Raw genomic sequence first — 19,651 nt, forward strand, 5'->3', positions numbered from 1 at the left:
AAGCCTACACTAGGCATGAGAAATCCGGGCTTTAGTTAAGCAAGAAGCCCCAGGCTATACCTGCGATCGCTCTATTACGAATGCATTCAATTAGCTTGTAATGAACATTTGCTGGATGCTACCTTCTACAAGGTGACACAGGATTTGGAGCGGTTTTTTAACAATGAAGCGTAGAAACAAGGTAGCTTTTAGCTTAACATCACTGATTGGTCTCAATTTAATATCTAGTTTAATTGTATTTGATAGAGCAAAGGCTGCACCAGCAAGAACTCCAGACAAAAGTGTTAATTGCGAGATTTTAGTGGTTGGGGGTGGACTATCTGGTGTCGCCACAGCTTATGAGGGTTTGTTAGCAGGACGAACAGTTTGTCTGACAGAAATTACTGACTGGCTGGGGGGACAAATTTCTGCTCAAGGGACATCTGCATTAGACGAACGCCCAACTCAGCGAACTCTCAAATTCTATTCTCGCGGCTATCTGGAATTACGAAACCGCATTGGGCGCAAATACGGTAAGCTTAACCCTGGTGACTGTTGGGTAAGTGAATCTTGTTTTCTTCCCCGTGATGCTCACACTATTTTGACCCAGATGCTTCAAGATGCCGAAAAGCAGGGCAAAGGAAAGCTGCAATGGTTCCCCAACACGGTAATTAAGGATTTAGAAATTTCTGCTGATGGCAAAATAATTAATAGTGCGATCGCAATTCAACATCAACCACCAAAAGGCGCACCACCTCTTAATACTTTTACTTTATCTCAAACTATCGAAGATTCTTATAGCTACGAAAACTCATCTCGGTTTACCAAAACTATTCTCCGTTTCATTCCCAAGGCAGCGAAAGAGGATGCTCCTAAATGGTACGTTGTAGACGCCAGCGAAACCGGAGAAATTATCGCCCTTGCTGATGTTCCCTATAGATTAGGCATTGATGCCCGTTCTTACCTAGAACCTTCTGCTTCTGACACCAACAACGATCCATATTGCCCTCAAGGCTTTACCTACACCTTTGCAATGGAGGCAACTAAGGAACCACAACCACAGACAATGCCTCCATTTTATTTACAATATGCGCCATATTTCAGCTATGAATTAACACGACTGGCTAACTTTGATTTAGTTTTTACCTATCGTCGCATTTGGAGTCCAAATCAAGGGAAATCAGAAAAATTTGGCGGTGTAGATTTTACTGCGCCGACACCAGGAGATATCTCAATGCAAAACTGGACTTGGGGTAACGACTACCGCCCCGGAACAGCCCAGGATAACCTAATTTACACTCGCCAACAGTTACAAGCTACTGGACAGTTACAATCAGGGGGTTGGATGGGAGGACTACGAACAGAAACCCTCCGCAAAGCTGAAGAAAATGCCCTATCTTTTTATTACTGGTTGGTAAGTGGAACTACAGATTCTCAGCTAGGGGATGGTGTCAAGCAGCAGCAAACTAATAACCGCTTTGTTTCTGGTTTAAATTCCCCAATGGGGACAGTGCATGGTTTATCGAAATATCCTTATATGCGAGAAGGACGCCGCATCATTGGCCGCCCCAGTTGGGGACAGCCTGGAGGTTTTACTATCGGGGAAATTGATATTTCTCGCCGAGATTATAATGATGAATATTACTCCAAGACTCTGCCAGCAGATATGTATCGTCGGCTACGAGCAGCAGTTGCCGGTTTAGAAGCTGTATCAGTAATTGACGGTAAAGTTCCACCAGACAAAGCAATGCGACGGACTCGTTCTACCATTTTTCCCGATGCTGTGGGAATTGGTCACTACGCCATAGATTTCCATCCTTGCATGGTAAATAGTCCTCCAGAAGCTCCTGGGAACAAAGAACGTCCAGGTGAAAGGCGTGGTGCCGGTCAAGCGTATCCCTTTCAAATTGCTCTGAGGGCGATGATTCCCCAGAAAATTGACAATTTGCTAGTAGGAGGCAAAAGCATTGCCACTAGTCATATCGCCTCCGCTGCCTATCGGGTACATTCCTTTGAATGGTCGTCTGGTGCTGCTGCGGGAACTGTTGCTAGTTTTGCCATCAAAAATGCGATCGCACCTTACCAACTAGTTGATAATTTACCTAAACAAGAGCCACAACTAGAAGCACTCAAACGGCTTTTGCAACAAAATGGCAACCCTACCGCTTTCCCAGATACATCTATTTTTAACGAAAACTGGGATAATTGGAAATAGATTGTCATTTGTCATTTGTCCTCGGTCATTTGTCTTGGTCATATCAAGTCTGGTTAATCACTTATGATTACCGAGTCTGTGCAAAAATCCCAAAAGCCTCTTCCCCCAGCAAGAACTGCGGTATAAATGATAAGTCTTTAGCCGGACACGATATTATTGGTTATTGGTTAAGGACAACGGACAAAGGACAAATGACAATGGACAAATAACAACAGACCACTAAACAATGAACTAAACTAGTTACTTGTAGTGTAGTTTTGTAAAATTATCTTGACCAATTGTTGTATGGTTATGACACTTTCAGCAAATGTTTACGGAATGGCTACAGCACCAACTATAGCTCCTGAACGGTCTAGTCAAGTTGTCCGTAAGACTTATCCAAATTACAAAGTGATTGTATTAAACGACGATTTTAATACATTTCCACATGTGGCTGAATGTTTGATGAAATATATTCCGGGGATGAGTGGCGATCGCGCCTGGGATCTGACTAATCAGGTACACTATGAAGGTCAAGCAATCGTTTGGGTCGGGCCCCAAGAACCTGCGGAACTCTATCACCAGCAGTTGCGCCGAGCCGGTTTGACAATGGCACCTCTAGAAGCAGCTTAATTAATATTATGGGCAAACCCACCGCAGATCCTCTCCGCACGGCTTCTCTACGAGACGCTACGCGAACACAAAAAGCTGCTAGACTTGTTTGGAATCACTCGACACATCTTTCTGGTCTGATTCCCATATTAGAACGTCTTTGTCAGCATGATGGTATCCAAACTGTGACGCCAGGAGTGATTGGGCGGTCAAAAGGTCACTGTCCAAAAATGCAACTTCGCGTCTCAGTACCGATTCGCGGCGGTTATAAAGTTATCGCACGGCAGGGTAAGACGGTACAAGAAGTATTTATTTTAACGACTTTACCCCAAGATCAATTAGAAACAACATTAGCGATCGCTATGAGATGTTGATCATTCCTCATACTTTTTAAGAGTAATGAGTAATGAGTGGGAACTCGGAACGGTTTCAATGGTCCGCTACCGCTAACGAAACTAGTTTTACCCCATACCCAATGCCCAAAAAACTATTCTTCAACCCGATGTACTGCAAATTTGTGTAGCGGCAAACTAACAATGCAAGAAAAAGTTAAGAAATATGACAGAGCCGTAGTTATTTTCAAAGTCATGAGTAAAGATTCCCAGTTGGGTAAAACCATTCTCTCTAGACCGAAAGCTACACAATAAACTAGCCAGTAACTAAAGCTCATTCTGAACAGAATTCTCTCTGTTTCTTCCACATCATTTGTTTGCTGCTGCCCGTCCCACAGTAACAACAGTCCAATAATGCAAGCTACAAAGGAAACAGCAACTACAAATTCGTGACAAAATATATTTAACGAATGCATTTGTGTTTATTCCCACATTTTTCAGTTAAAATTCAGTCTAAAGGAATATTCCTTGCAGAAATACAAATTATTTACAAACCTCAATAGAGTCAAGAGCGGTAACTGAAAAATCTTACCTAGCAGAGCCTCTAAATCAGGCATTCCCATGCAGAGCTTGTGTTCGAGAGCAACGAGAAAACAATGGCAAATCAAGCTTTTTTCGACTTATGTGTACACCGTAGCTCTATGAGAAGCTGCGCCAACCGAACGTTTCGCGAACAAGCAAGCGAGGCTTCTTTTTGTTTAAGGGACTTCCAAATAAAACAGGAGTCAGAATACAGAATGGGCTACGCCCCGCTGCGCTAACAGAATTGGTGAAAACTCTATCCCTTTATGGGTAGAGTTTTCAGGCGAGAATATTTTAATTTTTTTCGCCCACCTCTTACGTGGTTTTAACCAATATTCAGACGCGACTCGAAAACACTCGCTACCGCTCCGCTATCGCAGACTCGCTTGCCGCCGGCGCTATCACCCACTCGTACAGAATTCATACGCTCATTCTGACTCCTGAGTTCTGAATTCTCCTTATAAAAAAATATTCAATTAACTCTTGTGGGGTGGGCAGCATGAGCGCCATATAGACTGGGCTATCGTGTCGCCCACCCCACAATATTGGATAATTTATTTCTTGGAGTTCCCTAAGCTAAAAGATTAAGGCTTGGTTGTTGCACGAAATCACTAACTTTTCTCTGCTTGCTTGGCAATATACTTCTCAAGTAGGAATTGCTTGAGGTGCGGTTGTTCTAAGCTTAAACCCAGTTCTTGGGCTTTCTGACTAATTTCCTCATAAGTTAGACCTTCACTAATAGCATTGGCAATCAAGGCAATACCACCAGCCCTTGCTCCAGCAGCACAGTGAATTAAAATTGGTTTAGGTAAGTTCTCAATCTCCTGAATAGCTAATGTTATCTCTTGATTTGCTTCCGAAGGCTTTAACGGAATGTTCGCATATTGCAGTCCAGCGGCTTCGGCTTGCTGCTGTTCGTCATTAAGAAAACCAGCTTCATCGGGAGAACGCAAATTCAGCACCGATTTAAATCCCTCTTGGGCTGCCTGTTTTAAATCTTCAGAAGTTAGCTGTCCAGCAGCGCTCAAGTCGTCACTAACCTTTTTAGTGTTACTCATAACCTTTAACTACACTATTTCGATAGTTTTATCGTAGTTTATTCTGTAGCTAGAGACAGGATGGAGTTTTGCATTTTAATTAATCCACGTTCCTAAGCCTGTAATGCCTTAAACCACTTATTCAAAACTGTACTGATGGTTTTTTTAATCTGATGTTTACGACTCCACTTTTGGAATGCCATTTCATACTCTTCGCCTTTGATTTGAAAGGTATTCCAAACATCAAGCCCTATAGGCAATCCACAGAATAGTACAATGTACAGTGACCAAGTAATTGCGCCACCAGTGACTAAATTTACTAGTATAAAAAAACCATTGAAAATTGCATAATTGCCTAGACGCTTCTGAAACCTTCTGATGCGGTAGGCGTCAAAAGCTTTTCGTTGCTCGACTTGACCCTGTTGTACGCTCCAATCGCGTTCTGCTAGTTTTAAAGAATCAGGTGATATTTCTAACTCAGAGGCAATTTCTAATATTTGCTCATAAGAAAATTCTGTATCTTTGTCATCAGCTTGACGAGCGATCGCCAAGTGCAGAATTTGTTGGACATCTTCTTGGCTATACGAGCGGATGCTTTGAGGTTCAAACGCCGTCATAATTCTTTCTCTTATATTACTTTTAATAGAAACTTGCTGCTCAATAGATTTTAAGCAGCTACGCCAGTACTATTTCCATTATTCTTACATTAACAAATCTAGATGCTCTCCTGCATCGAATGTATGAGATTTTTAACTTTTGGCAGGGGGCAGGTGGCAGGGGAAGAAGTTCTTTAATTTTGAATTGATTTCTCTCTGGCAATATAAAGACTCTCCAAACATCCAGATATTATCAAATGCAGCAGAGCATAATTAATAACGAAATAGCAGGCATTAATAAGGATGTAGACTCAATGGTTGACGAAAATGGATCGATTCGTACCCTATCGGTTGATATTGGCGGTAGTGGCGTTAAGGCTATGGTTTTGGATATTACGGGGAATCCTGTAACCGAAAGGGCACGTTTAGATACACCGCAACCTGCAACACCAGAGGTTGTAATTAATGCAATTGTTGTGTTGGCAGCGGCTCAAGGTGAATTTCATCGCGTTTCGGTTGGTTTTCCCGGTGTGGTGCGCTCTGGAGTTACAGAAACAGCGGTAAACTTACATCCAGATTGGATCGGATTTGATTTGGAAACAGCATTATTAAAACACTTAAATAAGCCTGTACGGGTGATTAATGATGCAGATATGCAGGGGTTTGGTGCGATCGCAGGTAAAGGTGTGGAATTAGTGATTACTCTGGGTACGGGGTTTGGTTCGGCTTTATTTGTGGATGGAAGACTAGTGCCGAATATGGAAATGGGGCATCATCCGTTTCGGAAAGGAGAGACTTTCGAGCAACAGTTGGGGCGTGCAGAGTTAGAAAAAATTGGTGATAAAAGGTGGAATAGGCGTTTAGAAAAAGCGATCGCATCTTTGCAACATCTATTTAATTATGATTACCTGTACATTGGCGGTGGCGAAGCTGTAAGAGTGAATTTCCAGCTACCGTTAAATGTGAAACTCATCCCCAATATCACTGGTTTATTAGGCGGTATTGCTTTGTGGCGAGATGAAAAAAGGTAAAAAGCTTTTCAGTATCCACAACTGGGTATACTAAGCAATGTCTCCGATGGGCTACACCTACAGGGATTTTATCAAAATAATTCATAACTCAGGAGCAGAGCCGGAGACGCTCTGGCTCCGGTCAAAATTCAGTACGAGTGAGTGATAGCGCAATCCAGTTCAGATAAACCCAAAACACTTGTAGAGACGGCGATTTATCGCGTCTCGATTTGATCGCATTCCCAGAGGATCGTATAGTATGTTATTCTCTAAACCGTTGATTTAGATAGTATATCTGACAAATTGACACCTTGATTAAAGATAAAAAAAGCACAAAACTAATCACATGATTCTAATTAGATGGCATCGGAGGTGAGTAAATATGAACATGACAATATTATCTGAAAAAATTAGTACATGACTTCTTTATTTTGTGAGCATGTACTATCCCAGACAGCAGCAATATTGTTGCATAAAAGAAATATTTGTTGAAGTAAAATAAACTACAATGACTGAAATTGGCCTGATGATGACGGGTATGTTAACAATCAGACAAGCATCTGGGGCCAGTTTGCCACAGCAGCAATTATTTCAGGTGGAAAATGGACTAAACCAGTCAAAACAGAGTCAGTTAGAGATAACTGCTCAAGTCACGCCACCTGAATTTATACAGACAGATGAAATTTACTCAGCTTCTTCCTCAGCGTTAAAACTAGAGAAAGAAAACATACTTAAGAAAATTAGTAGAAAAAATCAGTTCCTAGTTTCTTCTAAATTAAGTCAGTCTAAAAAGTATTCTCAGTCTGGAGGTAAAATCCGTACAAAGGCTACAGGAAGGTTCCAGAAGTTTAGTAGCAAAACTCTACCAACTCTTTATTTTGGTAGTTCTGGTGTTGCTGTTAGAGCTTTACAACAGCTGTTAGTATCTAACGGTTATGCTGTCAGAGTAGATGGAATTTTTGGCGCACTCACAGAGACGGCTGTCAAAGCCTTTCAAAACCAGCGAAATTTAGGAGTAGATGGAGTAGTTGGTCAGCGAACTTGGGGTGCGTTGACAATTTAGTTAGGAGTTAGGAGTTATGAAACTTCGTATTATTCATAATTCCTAATTCATTTATGGAAATCTAATAAAAATCACTTTGGTAAATTAGTACTATAGCAAGGGACTGGGGACTGGGTTGAAAGTCTGTTTGTATATAGGTTTTATCATGAGTTAATGTCCTAACTTCTTTGTCCGTTGCTATAATACTGAAAACTTTCTAAAATATGGAGAACACAAGTAACATTTTTACTGTCTTTTGAGGGAAATATATTTTCTTCAACCGTTACTGCCGCTGATCTTTTCAAGACGCGTTAACCATTGATTGAAATGCTGGCATTGCTGACGTATTGTATCCAACCCAATATCCATAGCAATCAAGGAGCCATGTAATGGCTTTTCATATCCAAGGCAACATCTAATAATTCGTTTAGATGGGGCTGTTGTCGGGCCTTCATTAATATGTTCAGGTGAAATAAATAAGTTCCGATCTGCTTGTAGGCTATCTACTATACTTTGGTCAAACCATGCGAGAAAAGCTTGTGGATTGCTATACAGGAGTCCCTCAAACTCATGAACCAGTAGATTGGGGATAAAATTTTGGTGTTTAATGTCTACGCTCATTTGCTGCTCAAGATATTCAGCTTTCTGAAATGGGTTATTTGTACTAGGTAGAGAACTGGTTCCTGGAAAATCATTTGGTAATCGATATAAATCAAACATCGTAGTGACAAATGCCGAACCATCTTCAAGGCATTTACGATTCAATTGCGGTTTGATCTTTGCATAGCTCACTACACCACCTTTATTTGTTGAGCTAGTTCGCACAAGAATGGGGTTGAGATATATATCTTTTCGCTGAAGATGTTCGCAGAGTACTTCTTTTACAAAAGTTTCTTCCGTCTGTCCTTCTACAAAAACGTGTATTCGGATCATCGTGAAGGTCTCCCACCAAGGATGTTCTTCTTCCACAGTTCTCCTAAGCTGTAGTCTTCAAGCCACTCGTGTAAATCATCCTCGTTCAATCTTCGGAGTGATGATTTACCACGATCGCGATCTACAACAATTACGTCTTCTGCTCTAAATTCATTTAGCAGTTCAACTGACTGAGTTGAAACAATAACTTGTTTTTCTTTTGCGGTGGAGCGAATTAAGGATGCAAGAACAGTGATTGCATACGGATGAAGACCTAGCTCAGGCTCATCAACCAAAATGGTTTCTGGTTGAAGGGAAGTAGGTTGTAAAAATACTGTAACCAAGCAGATAAAACGAAGTGTTCCATCCGAAAGAAGATGAGCTTTAAACGGAATATCTTGACCTTGCTCGACCCATTCTAACTCGATCACCTCATTGTTTTGTGGAGAAGGACGTAGATATAAATCACCAAAGAAAGGAGCTACAAGTCGAATTGTTTTGACAATTCGCCGATAAGATTCCGAATAATTTTCACTTAACAAATATAGGAAAGCTGCAAGATTACGCGCGTCAGAACGCAAGTAAACATTATCATTAATTCTGTGTGATTGCTTCACATAAGCGGTATCGCTTGTATCATGGAAATGATAAACCCGCCACTGCCGCATCGTGGGTAATATGTACTTGTCAATTCTTGTTCCGCTACCCCGTAAAGCATTAGTCTCAAAATGACCACTACCGATTTCATACTCACCCCTCATGTCCCACCAAAAAGACTCTTTGGAAAACATCAGACGGTTGTCTTGAGTTGGTTCAAGCGTAGCAAGATACCCATTCTTTCCAAAATAAAGCTCAATCTCTAATTGCTCAGTTGTTTTACGGCCAAAATGCAAGATCGCATCGGGGCCACCCTGGCGGCTTACCAAAACTTGCAGATTCCTCTCAAGCATCTGCTGAATCATGTGAAAGAAGCCTATGAAGTTAGATTTACCTGCACCATTACATCCAATAAGTACGTTTAGTTTTAAAAGCTTAAGGTCACATTCAGCGATAGACTTAAAGCCCTTCAAAACAATCCTTGATAGTTGGCTGTCATTGGTCAGATCGCTCATAGAATGGTTTCCTGATTTTTAAGCTTTTGGGCTGCTTGTTTCACAAATAGACCTTAATGTTAATTGTGATTTAGCCAGGGTCAGCACATTTTATCAATAATTTGTGGTAAATTCGCATTAAATCTTGCTTGTTGATAATATTTTATAGCGGTTATCAATTGCGTGAAATACAGACCTAACCCCCAGCCCCTTCCCTCGCAGGGAAGGGGAGTAAGCATCAAAACCTCTCTCCTCAAAAGAGAGAGGTTTGGAGAGAGGTCAAAATGTATTGCATCCAAATGAGAAGCGCTATATACGTAGGTGTAGCCGGTCGTAGACATAGGTTTCGGATCTGGAACATTAATTAAAAGGTAAATCCTTATTGTTGCGTTAACGCATAAATAAAGCTTTTTGTCTAAAGTAATTTAGATGCCCTTACATACGCTTGGGTTAAGCCCGAAATCCTTTGTAGATGCGTTGCATTGCAACGTCTACTACATATCAAAAATTCTTAACCCAACCCTATTGAGTTAAATATAGAACAGCTTATGTTTTCTAACTTATTATCGGTGTTTATGCTGCTCTAATAGCTGTTGCGCTCTTGGCTTGTAAATTAAATAAAACAAAGCCTCAAGATAACGTAACAAATCTTCCCGATTTTCCTTTGAGGTAAAGTTCCAGAAGCCATAAATTCGCGCTAAGGATAACAGCTTAGTAGTGTGAATTTTCCAAGTATAGGTAGTGTAAACTCGGTCAATTCCTCGCTGGGCAATTTCATTCCAGTAGTTAGGATTTTGTTCGCATTTTGTAATGAAGTCCACAATTTTTGTGGCTGTCTCTTCTAAATTTGTCGGGTTAATCAAAAATCCATTCACCTTATCTTGAATAATCTCTAATGGCCCACCAAACTGTGTGGCGAAAGTCGGTAATCCTGAAACCATTGCTTCTAAAATTGTCAAACCAAAAGCTTCAAATAAAGCTGGTTGTACAAAAATTCCCTGACGATCGGCAATGACTCGGTAGATTTCACCGGAATCAATTTTAGTCAGGCGCACACCCAACCAACGAATCTTCCCGTGAAGATTGTACTGGTCAATTATTTGGTAGAGTTTGATAATTTCGTCGCGTTCTTCGTTGTCGCCTGATTCTTCGACGCGCAATTTACCCGCTACCAAAATTAAGTTGCAATGTTCTTGTAATTCTTTACTTTGACCATAACATTCAGCTAAACCTGTGAGGTTTTTGATGTGGTCAAGACGCGCCATTGAGAAGAGAGGGCGCTTATTAGGATCGTCGAGTTTGCCAAAGATTTGTGCGGGGTCTTCTAGAGTAAAGAGTGTTTCTGCAAGGCGTTGGCGATCGCTCTCTACGCGGTCTTTATTTCGGGTGTAGGGGAAGTAATTATTTTCGTTTACTCCAGGGGGTACGACATTAAACTTGGGACTAAATAATTCAATGCCATTGGTTACATGGTACAACTCCGGCATAGTGAAGCACTTATAAGATTCGTACTGTCCCACGCTATCTGGTGTCCCGACAATTTCTTGGTAGGTGCTGCTAATCACAAAATTGGCAGCGTTCATGGCAATTAAATCAGCAGTGAATTGCAAGGAAAAATGATATTTATCTTCCAAATCTTGCCAGTAGAGGTTACTGAATAAGTATTTAGATTTTTCTAAAGCATGGGCAACGTTACATTGTGTCACTTTCAGCCGTCGCGCCAGCAAAAATGCCACTAAATTTCCATCGGTATAGTTGCCAACTATTAAGTCAGGCGTGCCGTGAAATTCTGCCCGTAGTTCTCTTTCTGAGTCAATGGCGAAAGTTTCTAAATAAGGCCAAAACTCAAACCGGGAAATCCAGTTTTGAGTCATGTTGGGGTTAAATTCTCGCAAAGGTACTCGCAAAATCCAAGCGTTTTCACTACCAAGAACTTTTTCTAGCCGTTGATTACAAAGAGTACCATCACTGTTCGGAATTAAACGGGTGAGAATAATTACTTTTGGCTGGACATTCAATCCCTCTAAACCTGCAAGTAGGACATCTTCTTGTAGCTGCTTCTCTAAGCTTTTCGCCTGATCGAGGACGTAAACTACTTGACCACCAGTATCAGGACGCCCCAAAACGCCCTCTTGTCCAAACCAACCGTGTGCTGACACCAAGACGATTCTAAAAATCATCGGGACGCGAGAGATGAAGGCTTCTAGGGTTTGAGGATCGGGAGAATCAATCAATTCATCGAGAATATTCAGGGTTTCCCGGACTCGCGCTGCGGTGTTACCCCAACCCGCTTCAAAACCCATTGTTTGCAATTGAAACCGGAATTGTTCATAGAGCTCATCGTCGGCGCGATTATTCACAAAATCGATCGCCTTTTTAACTTGCTGAGAAAGTTGCTGCTGCGATTGAATGCGATCGCTAATCAGCAGTTGAATACCGTTGTAGTGGTGCAGGCGCAAGAAATGAAATAAGCTGTCCAGCAATTGTTTGGAGTCTTGGAATAGTTGGCTGGAAAGATAGCGGTTGAGGAATTGCACCCCCTTACCAATATTTTTGGGGTCGCGGATGACTGGGGTGTAGTCATAAAACGGGCCAAAATCCAACTCTAGCAAGCCGCCGTCGTTAGGATGAGATTTGTTGACGAAGCGATCGCGCAGATCCAACAAATCTTGCACCGTCATCGGCTCGATGCTCAAGTCTGAAGTCAACCAATAAACTTCTTGGCTGGCAATCTTAGAACGAATAATGAAACAAAAGTTTGAGTCTTCCTGAATAATTTCCTGAGTATAGTAAATGAGTTTTCCTAACTCAGAGGAAGTGTAAAAAGCTTCAGATTTCTGAGACTTGGAACAATACTCACTATATACATTGAGTATGTCGTTCCGCAGCAAGTACTTACTTTCTTGCTGGCGTAATTCACTAATAAAGGAACGCAAATCACTTCTTTCTTCACTATCTAAGACTGCTTGAAACAATTCAGACATGGCAACTCCATTAGATAACGATGTTTGCATTATTAACTTTTAAGGCTAGACAAATAAGCCTCAATTCTTTTTTGAAACCGCACATAAACACGAAACTACACAGATAAATGTGATTTATTAAATGTGATTTATCTGTGTACCTACAAATATCAAATTTTCAGTAGGCACTTAAATCATGTTCTACTTTAACTAAAGTATCTATGGCTCAATATTTTTAACTCTAACCAAAGGAATACAATTTTTATTCCTTTAGTTAGATGTTAGTAAATAACTGTTTAATAACAACTAGATACAACAGATTATGCCCTCATCTTCTTGACATAATTCTCAGTATATCATTCATTTACGTGTATTGTAAATTTTTGTTTATAAATAGAATAATCTTGATTTGCCATATTTATTTTATAAACATAAAATTGTTTAAATCTGGCCAATTTATATCGCTACCAATACACTTAAATTAACAGCTTCCGACCCTAAATGAATCAATTATCAGTTACATCGGAAAAAGCGAATTGCGAATTATTCGGTCAAGGCTAAAATGTTGCAAAAAAATTGTAGTGGAGGCTTTGCGTAATCCAACATCCTGATATCTGTTGGGTGGAGCGGAGCGCATTGGTGTCAACTTAACGTGAAACCGCTCGTCCGTCGGGAATTGAAATTCCCGCCTCATAGCTAAAGTCATCTATTGATGACTAAATATCGCCAAAAATCTCCAGTCTACTTCAGTAGACTTAAGCTAAAAGCCAAAAAAATTTATTTCCGGGCGGGTATGTCAGCCAACAGATAAGTTATTTCCAGCTTAAATTGACACCAATGAGCGGAGCGTAACCCAACCTACATCTCATGCACTATTTTTTGCTTGCCACGCCAATACATATACTTAGATTTTTTCAGGAATCAAATCGGATTCCTAATATACCCCTCTTCTGTCACTCTCCGGGAGGGCGATCGCTAGAAGCCTGATGAGGCAATCAATACAAGCTATACTATTAGAAAAAAATTGGTCTTGTATTTGTTATTAGAAAAGAATCGCGCGATCGCTTGCTATACAAAAGCTCTAGAATCCAGAAATGGCAAATGTTTTCGGAGAGTGATAAAAGAGGGATACAGAGGTTCTCGTTCACGTGAGGTACACCCTAAACCTTAGTCCAATAACACAGTAACAACTTCTTTATCCTTAGCCCGTCTCGTAGAGGTGTAAGATGTCGTAAGACATCTTACACCTAATTTTCCTTGAGAAAGTAGATTTGCTTATATACATAAACTTATTCAATAAGATAAACTAATAAATTATTCTGGGTTTACAACCCTTTCAAATCCATAAACTTGTAGATGCAGATCCTTGCTAAAGTAATGGTTATGAATCTTCAAAACCACAATTCACCTTTACATAGGAATGTATAGATCAATATAAAATTATATAGGGCGAACGATGGGACTCGAACCCACGAATGGTGGTACCACAAACCACTGCCTTAACCACTTGGCTACGCTCGCCATTCAACAATTTGAATTATAGCAATAATTTGGCAAGCGATCAAGAGTTTTTCTTCAAGGAACGGATTTAGTTGATTTAGAGTCTCCAGAATCTAACGATTACAATGAATTTTACTTGGCAAATATGAAACCATTGACCATCATCGCGTATACTGGAGCAGCAGTAGGACTTGCCGCCTTAGGTGTGACAATGGCGAAAACCAATCCTAGTCAGGTTGAATACGAAGAATATGCAGTTCAACGGCTGACAAAATACTTAAAAACCGATGTATGTAAAAAAACTACGAATATTATCGAAAATTTAATCCGCTTTAATTGTGATAAGTTGGTTGACTCAGCTAACCCACAAATCCAAGGGATTATTGCTAGGACTACAGAAAGGCAAAATTTTGTTGTTTTTAGTATTTATCGTACAGATTTAAAAATAAATTCTTGGATACCTTCTTACAAATTTGAAACGGTGGGAGCTTTTGATCAATTTTATACTTACACTGCCGAAGAGCAATAAAGTAAGCAGCAGTGGGAGAAGTTAACAATTAAAAATTAAAAATTAAAAATTACGCTCTCGACGAGAGGCTGGGCCAATGCTTAGAGCGAGTATCGAGCGTCGCGTCTTGATTCTGACCGGAGGCGGAGTGTCTCTGGCTCCGCTCCTGAGTTTTGAATTCTTCTTCAAGCTTTGTTGTCAGCTGCTTTTTAGAAGAAGTTGCATTTTTGCTCAACCTAATTTTGTATTAATTTTAATAAAAATAAGGAAATGTATTTTTTACTTGACTATTAGAGTATTCATAACGTATTAAGATATTTTTTAGATGAGATGATTTCAAATAAAAATATGTCTAGCAAGCATAGAGCTATTGATCCTCCTAATTTACCTTTATATGAAACAATGAATAAGGGTATACCAGATAACCAATTATATGAATTAGAAAGCTATCAAAATGTACATTTATCAAATTGCCAGATTGAGGGAACGAAAGGAGTAGATTTTCAGTATGCATACTTTGATAATGTTAAATCTATAAATACTTACTTTAAAAAACTTACTCTGCAAGATGTTAGAATTGCTAAAAGTGATTTTGCCAATACTGAATGGGAAGAAGCTTCACTTAATAGAGTTGAATTTATTAACTGTAGATTGCTGGGATTTCAAGCAATAAAGTCCAGATTCAAAAATGTTATTTTTAAAGGCTGTCAAGGACAATTATCACAATTTAATTCAAGTAAATTTGATAATGCCATTTTTGACAATTGCATACTTGAAGATTCTACATTTATAGAATCTTCTCTGAAAAATGTAAAATTTATAAACTGCCAAATGAATAATGTTATCCTTGCTGATGCTAAATTTAAAAACACAGATTTTCGAGGTTCTAATATAGAGGGTTTACAAATTAATATAAATCAGCTTCAAGGTGCAGTTTTAGATATATTCCAAGCGGCTTATATTCTTCAAAGGTATGCAAATGTAATAGTCAAAGCTGTTGATGAAGAAATAACGGATAACGCATAAAAGTTGAAAGTAAGTTTTTATTTATCGTTGTAAAAGACAACAACTCTACGACATCAGCCTTATCTTTATCCTCTTTTTTAGTGAAGTGTATTAGTAATTGATAACAATTTCAATAATTACCAGAGTACTTAATTATCCCCAGCTTCATCTTAAAATAAAGATAGTAACTGAAAGTTTAAGCTTTGCCAATGTCATCTGCTTATCTGCTATTGTCTCATGGAAGTCGCGATCGCCGCCCAGAAATTGCTATGCAGCAACTAGCTAGGCTGGTATGTCACAAATTGCCAAAAAATAGCGAACATCTGGTTGGCATAGCAGCTTTAGAAATGAGTTCTCAGCCTTTACACGAGCAGATTCAACAATTTGCTAAGAGCGCCTTTGGCGATCGCAACCGATCTCAAAATGTGAACCACCTCAAAATTGTACCGCTATTTCTGCTGCCGGGAGTGCATGTTATGACAGATATTCCCGCCGAAGTAGCACTCGCACAACAGGCTACTGGTGAAGATATTATCATTGAGTTGCAACCATATTTAGGCTCTCACCCCAATTTAGATAAATTGCTAGCCAAGCAAATAGCCACTATAAAAGCAGAAGCATGGATTCTCTTAGCTCATGGTAGCCGTCGCCCAGGTTCACAAGAAACTGTGGAAGCAATAGCGGCGAGGTTGGGAGCCGTAACTGCTTATTGGGCTGGGCCTCCTAGTTTAGAATCACGGGTGAAAGAGTTGGTAACTGCTGGTTACCCTGAAATTGCAATTTTGCCATATTTTTTATTCGCTGGTGGAATAACCGATGCGATCGCCACCTCAATCGAGGCGCTAAAATTACAATTTTCTGCGGTGAATTTCCAATTGGCGCAGCCATTGGGAGCAAGTGCAGAATTAGCCGAGCTAATTTGGGATTTAACAGATAAATGAACCGCACAGAAAAACAGGAGAACAAGTATTTGGGAAAGGTTTATTTAGTAGGTGCGGGGCCAGGAGATCCAGGATTAATTACCCTGAAGGCAAAAGGTTTGTTGGAATGCGCGGATGTAGTTATCTATGATGCCTTAGTCAGTCCAGCAATTTTGGCAATGATTAATCCCCAAGCTGAACAAATTAATGCTGGTAAGCGTGCGGGGAGACATTCGTTGTTGCAGTCAGAGACAACGCAATTGCTGATTGATAAAGCGCAGGATCATGCAATTGTGGTGCGGCTAAAGGGTGGCGATCCGTTTATCTTTGGTCGCGGTGGCGAAGAGATGGAAGAATTAATTAAAGCGGGGATATCAGCAGAAGTTGTGCCAGGTATCACATCGGGAATTGCCGCGGCGGCATACTCAGGTATACCTTTGACGCATCGGCTGTATAGTTCTTCAGTGACATTTGTAACTGGTCATGAAGCGGTGGGTAAGTATAGACCGATTGTGAATTGGAGTGCGATCGCTCACGGTTCGGAAACCATTGTAATTTATATGGGAATTCACAATCTGCCTTATATTGTGGAAGAATTAAGTACTGCTGGGTTGAATTTAGAAACGCCTATTGCTTTGGTGCGCTGGGGTACGCGCCCAGAACAAGAAGAATTGATTGGTACTTTAGAGACAATTGTCACACAGGTAGAAGAAACTGGATTTAGTGCGCCTGCGATCGCAGTTATTGGACAAGTCGTGAATATGCACAGTATTTTGTCTGGTTGTCGTCCAGTTTAATGTTTGGTGCAAAGCTTGTTTCAAGCAAAAGTAAGAGTTCTTTTTCTTTAATCAGCACTGAGTAGATAAAAAAGGCGGACATCTTGTCCGCCTCACAATTAGGTAGTTCGATATTTTTATTTGAAAGTTATTTTGTATTAAAAGCCACTCTTGCTTACCGGAAATTACCAGGATTTAGACGAGCGCCGTTAGGCTGAGACTGACGACGGATTGCAACTCCCCTCCGCAAATTGTTTCCAGTACCGCCATCTTGGCGATCGAGGAAAGGTTTGAGATTAATCCCACTTCGAGATGAACTAATCCGATTATTGCCACTGCCTAGAAGTGTGCGTCCTAAATTATATAATTCGTTGCCTCCACTACTGCGATCGCCATAAGTGTTAACAGCTATAGTCTGTTGTCCACTGTCAGCAGTAGTCAAGTTCTGAAAAATACTATTGCGGATAACATAGGGATCTTTCCCACGCGGGACTGTCAGCACAATTCTACAGCTTGGATTCGCTTCAGTTGTAACGCAGACGATATTTTCGTTATTTTCGACTGCTGTCTGAAGTTCTTGTAAACCATCTGGACGATAAAGTTCTAAACGACTGGCAATTGCTGCACAACGCCTTTGTGCATCCCAACCACCACCCAAAGCCGCAGGTGCAGCCCAAGGAAAGAATTGTCCTGGTTGACTTTGTGGCTGATACATGACGGTGTACTGACCATTGTAAGACTGACAGGTAAATCGAGTTGCAGTGTCAGCTGAGGGTGAAGATGGTATACCTGTCGATGTGTCTATTGGGACTGGTGTTGATGTATCACCCGATGGTACTGTAGGCACTACTACACCGCCGCCACTAGTACCAGTATCATATTGTGCCATTGCTGCGGAATTGCTCAGACACAAAGATAAACCAAGAACACCCAAAGACATAAATCTCAGCAGTTGTGATGGCATAAATCATCCTCCAGTATAAATCGGTAGGGAACTGATAGTCTAAGTGACGAATAATTCTGTTTTTTGATTCATCAAAACCGCTATTTTTTTCTTCTCTTACTTTTTTCTCTTCGAGTAGCTTTTTCAGACGTGCTTGAATGTCTCTATGATGCCCCATTCCTTCGTAGGCTGTTGTTTGGGATGGCTAAAAACGCAAAAAAACCCAGCTAAATTAGCCGGGGTAAGTCGAGAAGTGAGATTGACGATGAGATACAGCGATACTGAAATCGAAAAATCCTAGCTAACGCTCAAACCAACCAAAACTAAAGTGGTGACGATTAAAGTGGCAAAAAGACCTTGTAAAACGTATTTACGTTGTTCCCAAATTGCTGGGTACTCAGCGTAGTACATCTGGGGTTCAGCTGCATAGTTGTTGAGAATGCCCTCTTCGTTAATGGTGGTGTACATAGTTTTTTCTCTTCTTTATTAACTTATGTAACTAAATATAACTGATTTGTTACAAATAGTCAACATAGCTTGACAAAAAAAGACTAATAGTATTTATAAATATGACTTATCACGGGATCTGGAAAACCTCGCTTCCATTCCATTAAGGAAAGTGTCAAATCTGAGTTCCTTTTTTCTAGTCTGGTTTATTAAAAGCGATACCTACGGTAAGCTACGCTAACGCATGGTGGCGGATGTGATCTTCAATAAAACTGGCGATAAAATAATAACTGTGGTCATAGCCTTCTTGGTAACGCAAGTTTAGCGGCTGGTTAACATCTGCACAAGCTTGTTCAAATACCTCTGGCAGTAATTGTTCAGCTAAAAATTTATCAGCAGTCCCTTGGTCAATCAGAATTGGACTGTGATAGCCTACTTGCTTGACTAATTCACTAGCATCATAAGCACGCCAACTTTCTTGATTGCTGCCAAGATAACCATTGAAAGCCTTTTGACCCCAAGGACAATGCATAGGTGCAGTAATTGGTGCAAAAGCTGATACTGATTTATAGAGTTCTGGGTTTCTCAACGCACAAACTAGCGCCCCATGTCCTCCCATCGAATGACCGAAAATACCTTGTTTTTCAGGTTGGGTAGGAAAGTTGGCGGTAATTAAAGCAGGTAATTCCTGGACGACATAACTATACATTTTGTAGTGTTGACACCACGGTTCTTCTGTAGCATCAACATAAAAGCCCGCACCAGTGCCAAAGTCCCAGTCATCATCCTCACCTGCAATGCCAGTATTACGCGGACTAGTATCTGGTGCAACCAATATCAAACCGTACTCAGCCGCCAGTCGTTGGACTCCCGCCTTCGCCATAAAATTCTCTTCCGTGCAAGTTAAACCAGAGAGAAAATAGAGAATCGGCACAGGATTTTGAGTTGCTTGTGGCGGTTGATAGATGGTAAAGCGCATTTCACCGTTACAAGTGGAGGAGTGATGACTGTAAAAACCGAGTTTGCCGCCAAAGCTTTTATATTCTGAAATGAGGTTGAGGTTAGGCATTGATTATATTCTCTTATTTGACTACATCGGATTTGCTATCTATAGCGGTTCTCGCTTGAGTGAAATACACAATGTGGGAAGATGATGAATGTTGTAGCAAAGTGTATCTGGAATGAAAGCATACTCCACTGAC

18 protein-coding genes and 1 tRNA gene are annotated in these 19,651 nt (G+C 40.5%); 9 read left to right on the forward strand and 10 right to left on the reverse strand.

Features of this window, described 5'->3' with window-relative positions:
• Positions 1-163 precede the first annotated feature (163 nt).
• The 3 genes from V7L31_RS17220 (at position 164) to V7L31_RS17230 (ending at position 3,159) form a co-directional block, all read left to right on the forward strand.
• Positions 164-2,194, forward strand: a complete 2,031-nt coding sequence (locus V7L31_RS17220; protein ID WP_334697366.1) for an FAD-dependent oxidoreductase — start codon at positions 164-166, stop codon at positions 2,192-2,194.
• 285 nt (positions 2,195-2,479) lie between these two features.
• Positions 2,480-2,806, forward strand: a complete 327-nt coding sequence (clpS, locus tag V7L31_RS17225) for an ATP-dependent Clp protease adapter ClpS (protein WP_334697367.1) — start codon at positions 2,480-2,482, stop codon at positions 2,804-2,806.
• A gap of 8 nt (positions 2,807-2,814) precedes the next feature.
• On the forward strand, positions 2,815-3,159 hold the full coding sequence (locus V7L31_RS17230) for a DUF2103 domain-containing protein (RefSeq protein ID WP_334697368.1): 345 nt from the start codon (positions 2,815-2,817) through the stop codon (positions 3,157-3,159).
• A 113-nt stretch (positions 3,160-3,272) separates the two neighbouring features.
• On the opposite strand, the gene V7L31_RS17235 is transcribed toward V7L31_RS17230, so the two are convergent.
• From V7L31_RS17235 to V7L31_RS17245, 3 genes are all read right to left on the reverse strand, one after another.
• Positions 3,273-3,593, reverse strand: a complete 321-nt coding sequence (locus V7L31_RS17235) for a hypothetical protein (RefSeq protein ID WP_334697369.1) — start codon at positions 3,591-3,593, stop codon at positions 3,273-3,275.
• A gap of 717 nt (positions 3,594-4,310) precedes the next feature.
• Complete coding sequence (locus tag V7L31_RS17240) at positions 4,311-4,757, reverse strand: beta-lactamase hydrolase domain-containing protein (protein WP_334697370.1); 447 nt, start codon at positions 4,755-4,757, stop codon at positions 4,311-4,313.
• Between the two features lie 92 nt (positions 4,758-4,849).
• Positions 4,850-5,353, reverse strand: coding sequence for a 2TM domain-containing protein (locus V7L31_RS17245; RefSeq protein ID WP_334697371.1), 504 nt, complete (start codon positions 5,351-5,353; stop codon positions 4,850-4,852).
• A gap of 293 nt (positions 5,354-5,646) precedes the next feature.
• Between V7L31_RS17245 and V7L31_RS17250 the strand changes: the two genes are divergently transcribed.
• Both V7L31_RS17250 and V7L31_RS17255 read left to right on the forward strand, forming a co-directional pair.
• Positions 5,647-6,363, forward strand: a complete 717-nt coding sequence (locus V7L31_RS17250; RefSeq protein WP_334697383.1) for an ROK family protein — start codon at positions 5,647-5,649, stop codon at positions 6,361-6,363.
• Between the two features lie 487 nt (positions 6,364-6,850).
• Entirely contained in the window at positions 6,851-7,405 is a 555-nt protein-coding gene (locus V7L31_RS17255) for a peptidoglycan-binding domain-containing protein (protein ID WP_334697372.1), read from the forward strand.
• A 255-nt stretch (positions 7,406-7,660) separates the two neighbouring features.
• Here the strand turns inward: V7L31_RS17255 and V7L31_RS17260 are convergent, their stop codons facing one another.
• The 4 genes from V7L31_RS17260 to V7L31_RS17275 form a co-directional block, all read right to left on the reverse strand.
• Positions 7,661-8,317 carry a DUF4276 family protein gene (locus tag V7L31_RS17260; RefSeq protein ID WP_334697373.1) on the reverse strand — a complete coding sequence of 219 codons (657 nt, stop codon included), beginning with the start codon at positions 8,315-8,317 and terminating at the stop codon, positions 7,661-7,663.
• Positions 8,314-9,408 carry an AAA family ATPase gene (locus V7L31_RS17265; protein ID WP_334697374.1) on the reverse strand — a complete coding sequence of 365 codons (1,095 nt, stop codon included), beginning with the start codon at positions 9,406-9,408 and terminating at the stop codon, positions 8,314-8,316. Before V7L31_RS17265 ends, V7L31_RS17260 begins: the two co-directional genes overlap by 4 nt.
• A 542-nt stretch (positions 9,409-9,950) precedes the next feature.
• Positions 9,951-12,371, reverse strand: coding sequence for a sucrose synthase (locus V7L31_RS17270; RefSeq protein ID WP_334697375.1), 2,421 nt, complete (start codon positions 12,369-12,371; stop codon positions 9,951-9,953).
• Between the two features lie 1,427 nt (positions 12,372-13,798).
• Positions 13,799-13,871 (reverse strand) — tRNA-His (locus V7L31_RS17275).
• A 124-nt stretch (positions 13,872-13,995) separates the two neighbouring features.
• Between V7L31_RS17275 and V7L31_RS17280 the strand changes: the two genes are divergently transcribed.
• From V7L31_RS17280 to cobA, 4 genes are all read left to right on the forward strand, one after another.
• Positions 13,996-14,379, forward strand: a complete 384-nt coding sequence (locus V7L31_RS17280) for a DUF4359 domain-containing protein (protein ID WP_179064982.1) — start codon at positions 13,996-13,998, stop codon at positions 14,377-14,379.
• A gap of 327 nt (positions 14,380-14,706) precedes the next feature.
• Positions 14,707-15,384 carry a pentapeptide repeat-containing protein gene (locus tag V7L31_RS17285; RefSeq protein WP_334697376.1) on the forward strand — a complete coding sequence of 226 codons (678 nt, stop codon included), beginning with the start codon at positions 14,707-14,709 and terminating at the stop codon, positions 15,382-15,384.
• Between the two features lie 188 nt (positions 15,385-15,572).
• Positions 15,573-16,304 carry a sirohydrochlorin chelatase gene (locus V7L31_RS17290; protein WP_334697377.1) on the forward strand — a complete coding sequence of 244 codons (732 nt, stop codon included), beginning with the start codon at positions 15,573-15,575 and terminating at the stop codon, positions 16,302-16,304.
• The gene (gene cobA / locus V7L31_RS17295; protein WP_334697378.1) at positions 16,301-17,080 is read left to right on the forward strand and encodes a uroporphyrinogen-III C-methyltransferase; all 780 of its coding nucleotides are present in this window, start codon (positions 16,301-16,303) and stop codon (positions 17,078-17,080) included. Before V7L31_RS17290 ends, cobA begins: the two co-directional genes overlap by 4 nt.
• A 154-nt stretch (positions 17,081-17,234) precedes the next feature.
• On the opposite strand, the gene V7L31_RS17300 is transcribed toward cobA, so the two are convergent.
• The 3 genes from V7L31_RS17300 to fghA all read right to left on the reverse strand — a co-directional run bounded on the left by V7L31_RS17300 (position 17,235) and on the right by fghA (position 19,518).
• On the reverse strand, positions 17,235-18,023 hold the full coding sequence (locus V7L31_RS17300; protein ID WP_334697379.1) for a COP23 domain-containing protein: 789 nt from the start codon (positions 18,021-18,023) through the stop codon (positions 17,235-17,237).
• A gap of 276 nt (positions 18,024-18,299) precedes the next feature.
• Positions 18,300-18,470 (reverse strand): photosystem II assembly protein Psb34, encoded by a 171-nt coding sequence (gene psb34 / locus V7L31_RS17305; protein ID WP_334697380.1) that lies wholly within the window; start codon positions 18,468-18,470, stop codon positions 18,300-18,302.
• Between the two features lie 211 nt (positions 18,471-18,681).
• Complete coding sequence (gene fghA, locus V7L31_RS17310; protein ID WP_334697381.1) at positions 18,682-19,518, reverse strand: S-formylglutathione hydrolase; 837 nt, start codon at positions 19,516-19,518, stop codon at positions 18,682-18,684.
• Positions 19,519-19,651 lie beyond the last annotated feature (133 nt).

Origin of the sequence: Nostoc sp., from assembly GCF_036916655.1 — a bacterium.
In the GTDB taxonomy this organism is placed as follows: domain Bacteria; phylum Cyanobacteriota; class Cyanobacteriia; order Cyanobacteriales; family Nostocaceae; genus Nostoc.

Coding starts and splice junctions, on each gene's coding strand:
- cobA (WP_334697378.1), top strand. CDS start 16,301: ATGAACCGCACAGAAAAACAGGAGAACAAGTATTTGGGAAAGGTTTAT.
- clpS (WP_334697367.1), top strand. CDS start 2,480: ATGGTTATGACACTTTCAGCAAATGTTTACGGAATGGCTACAGCACCA.
- V7L31_RS17255 (WP_334697372.1), top strand. CDS start 6,851: ATGACTGAAATTGGCCTGATGATGACGGGTATGTTAACAATCAGACAA.
- V7L31_RS17280 (WP_179064982.1), top strand. CDS start 13,996: ATGAAACCATTGACCATCATCGCGTATACTGGAGCAGCAGTAGGACTT.
- V7L31_RS17290 (WP_334697377.1), top strand. CDS start 15,573: ATGTCATCTGCTTATCTGCTATTGTCTCATGGAAGTCGCGATCGCCGC.
- psb34 (WP_334697380.1), bottom strand. CDS start 18,470: ATGTACACCACCATTAACGAAGAGGGCATTCTCAACAACTATGCAGCT.
- V7L31_RS17245 (WP_334697371.1), bottom strand. CDS start 5,353: ATGACGGCGTTTGAACCTCAAAGCATCCGCTCGTATAGCCAAGAAGAT.
- V7L31_RS17230 (WP_334697368.1), top strand. CDS start 2,815: ATGGGCAAACCCACCGCAGATCCTCTCCGCACGGCTTCTCTACGAGAC.
- V7L31_RS17240 (WP_334697370.1), bottom strand. CDS start 4,757: ATGAGTAACACTAAAAAGGTTAGTGACGACTTGAGCGCTGCTGGACAG.
- V7L31_RS17250 (WP_334697383.1), top strand. CDS start 5,647: ATGGTTGACGAAAATGGATCGATTCGTACCCTATCGGTTGATATTGGC.
- V7L31_RS17220 (WP_334697366.1), top strand. CDS start 164: ATGAAGCGTAGAAACAAGGTAGCTTTTAGCTTAACATCACTGATTGGT.
- V7L31_RS17235 (WP_334697369.1), bottom strand. CDS start 3,593: ATGCATTCGTTAAATATATTTTGTCACGAATTTGTAGTTGCTGTTTCC.
- V7L31_RS17270 (WP_334697375.1), bottom strand. CDS start 12,371: ATGTCTGAATTGTTTCAAGCAGTCTTAGATAGTGAAGAAAGAAGTGAT.
- V7L31_RS17285 (WP_334697376.1), top strand. CDS start 14,707: ATGTCTAGCAAGCATAGAGCTATTGATCCTCCTAATTTACCTTTATAT.
- V7L31_RS17260 (WP_334697373.1), bottom strand. CDS start 8,317: ATGATCCGAATACACGTTTTTGTAGAAGGACAGACGGAAGAAACTTTT.
- V7L31_RS17300 (WP_334697379.1), bottom strand. CDS start 18,023: ATGCCATCACAACTGCTGAGATTTATGTCTTTGGGTGTTCTTGGTTTA.
- V7L31_RS17265 (WP_334697374.1), bottom strand. CDS start 9,408: ATGAGCGATCTGACCAATGACAGCCAACTATCAAGGATTGTTTTGAAG.
- fghA (WP_334697381.1), bottom strand. CDS start 19,518: ATGCCTAACCTCAACCTCATTTCAGAATATAAAAGCTTTGGCGGCAAA.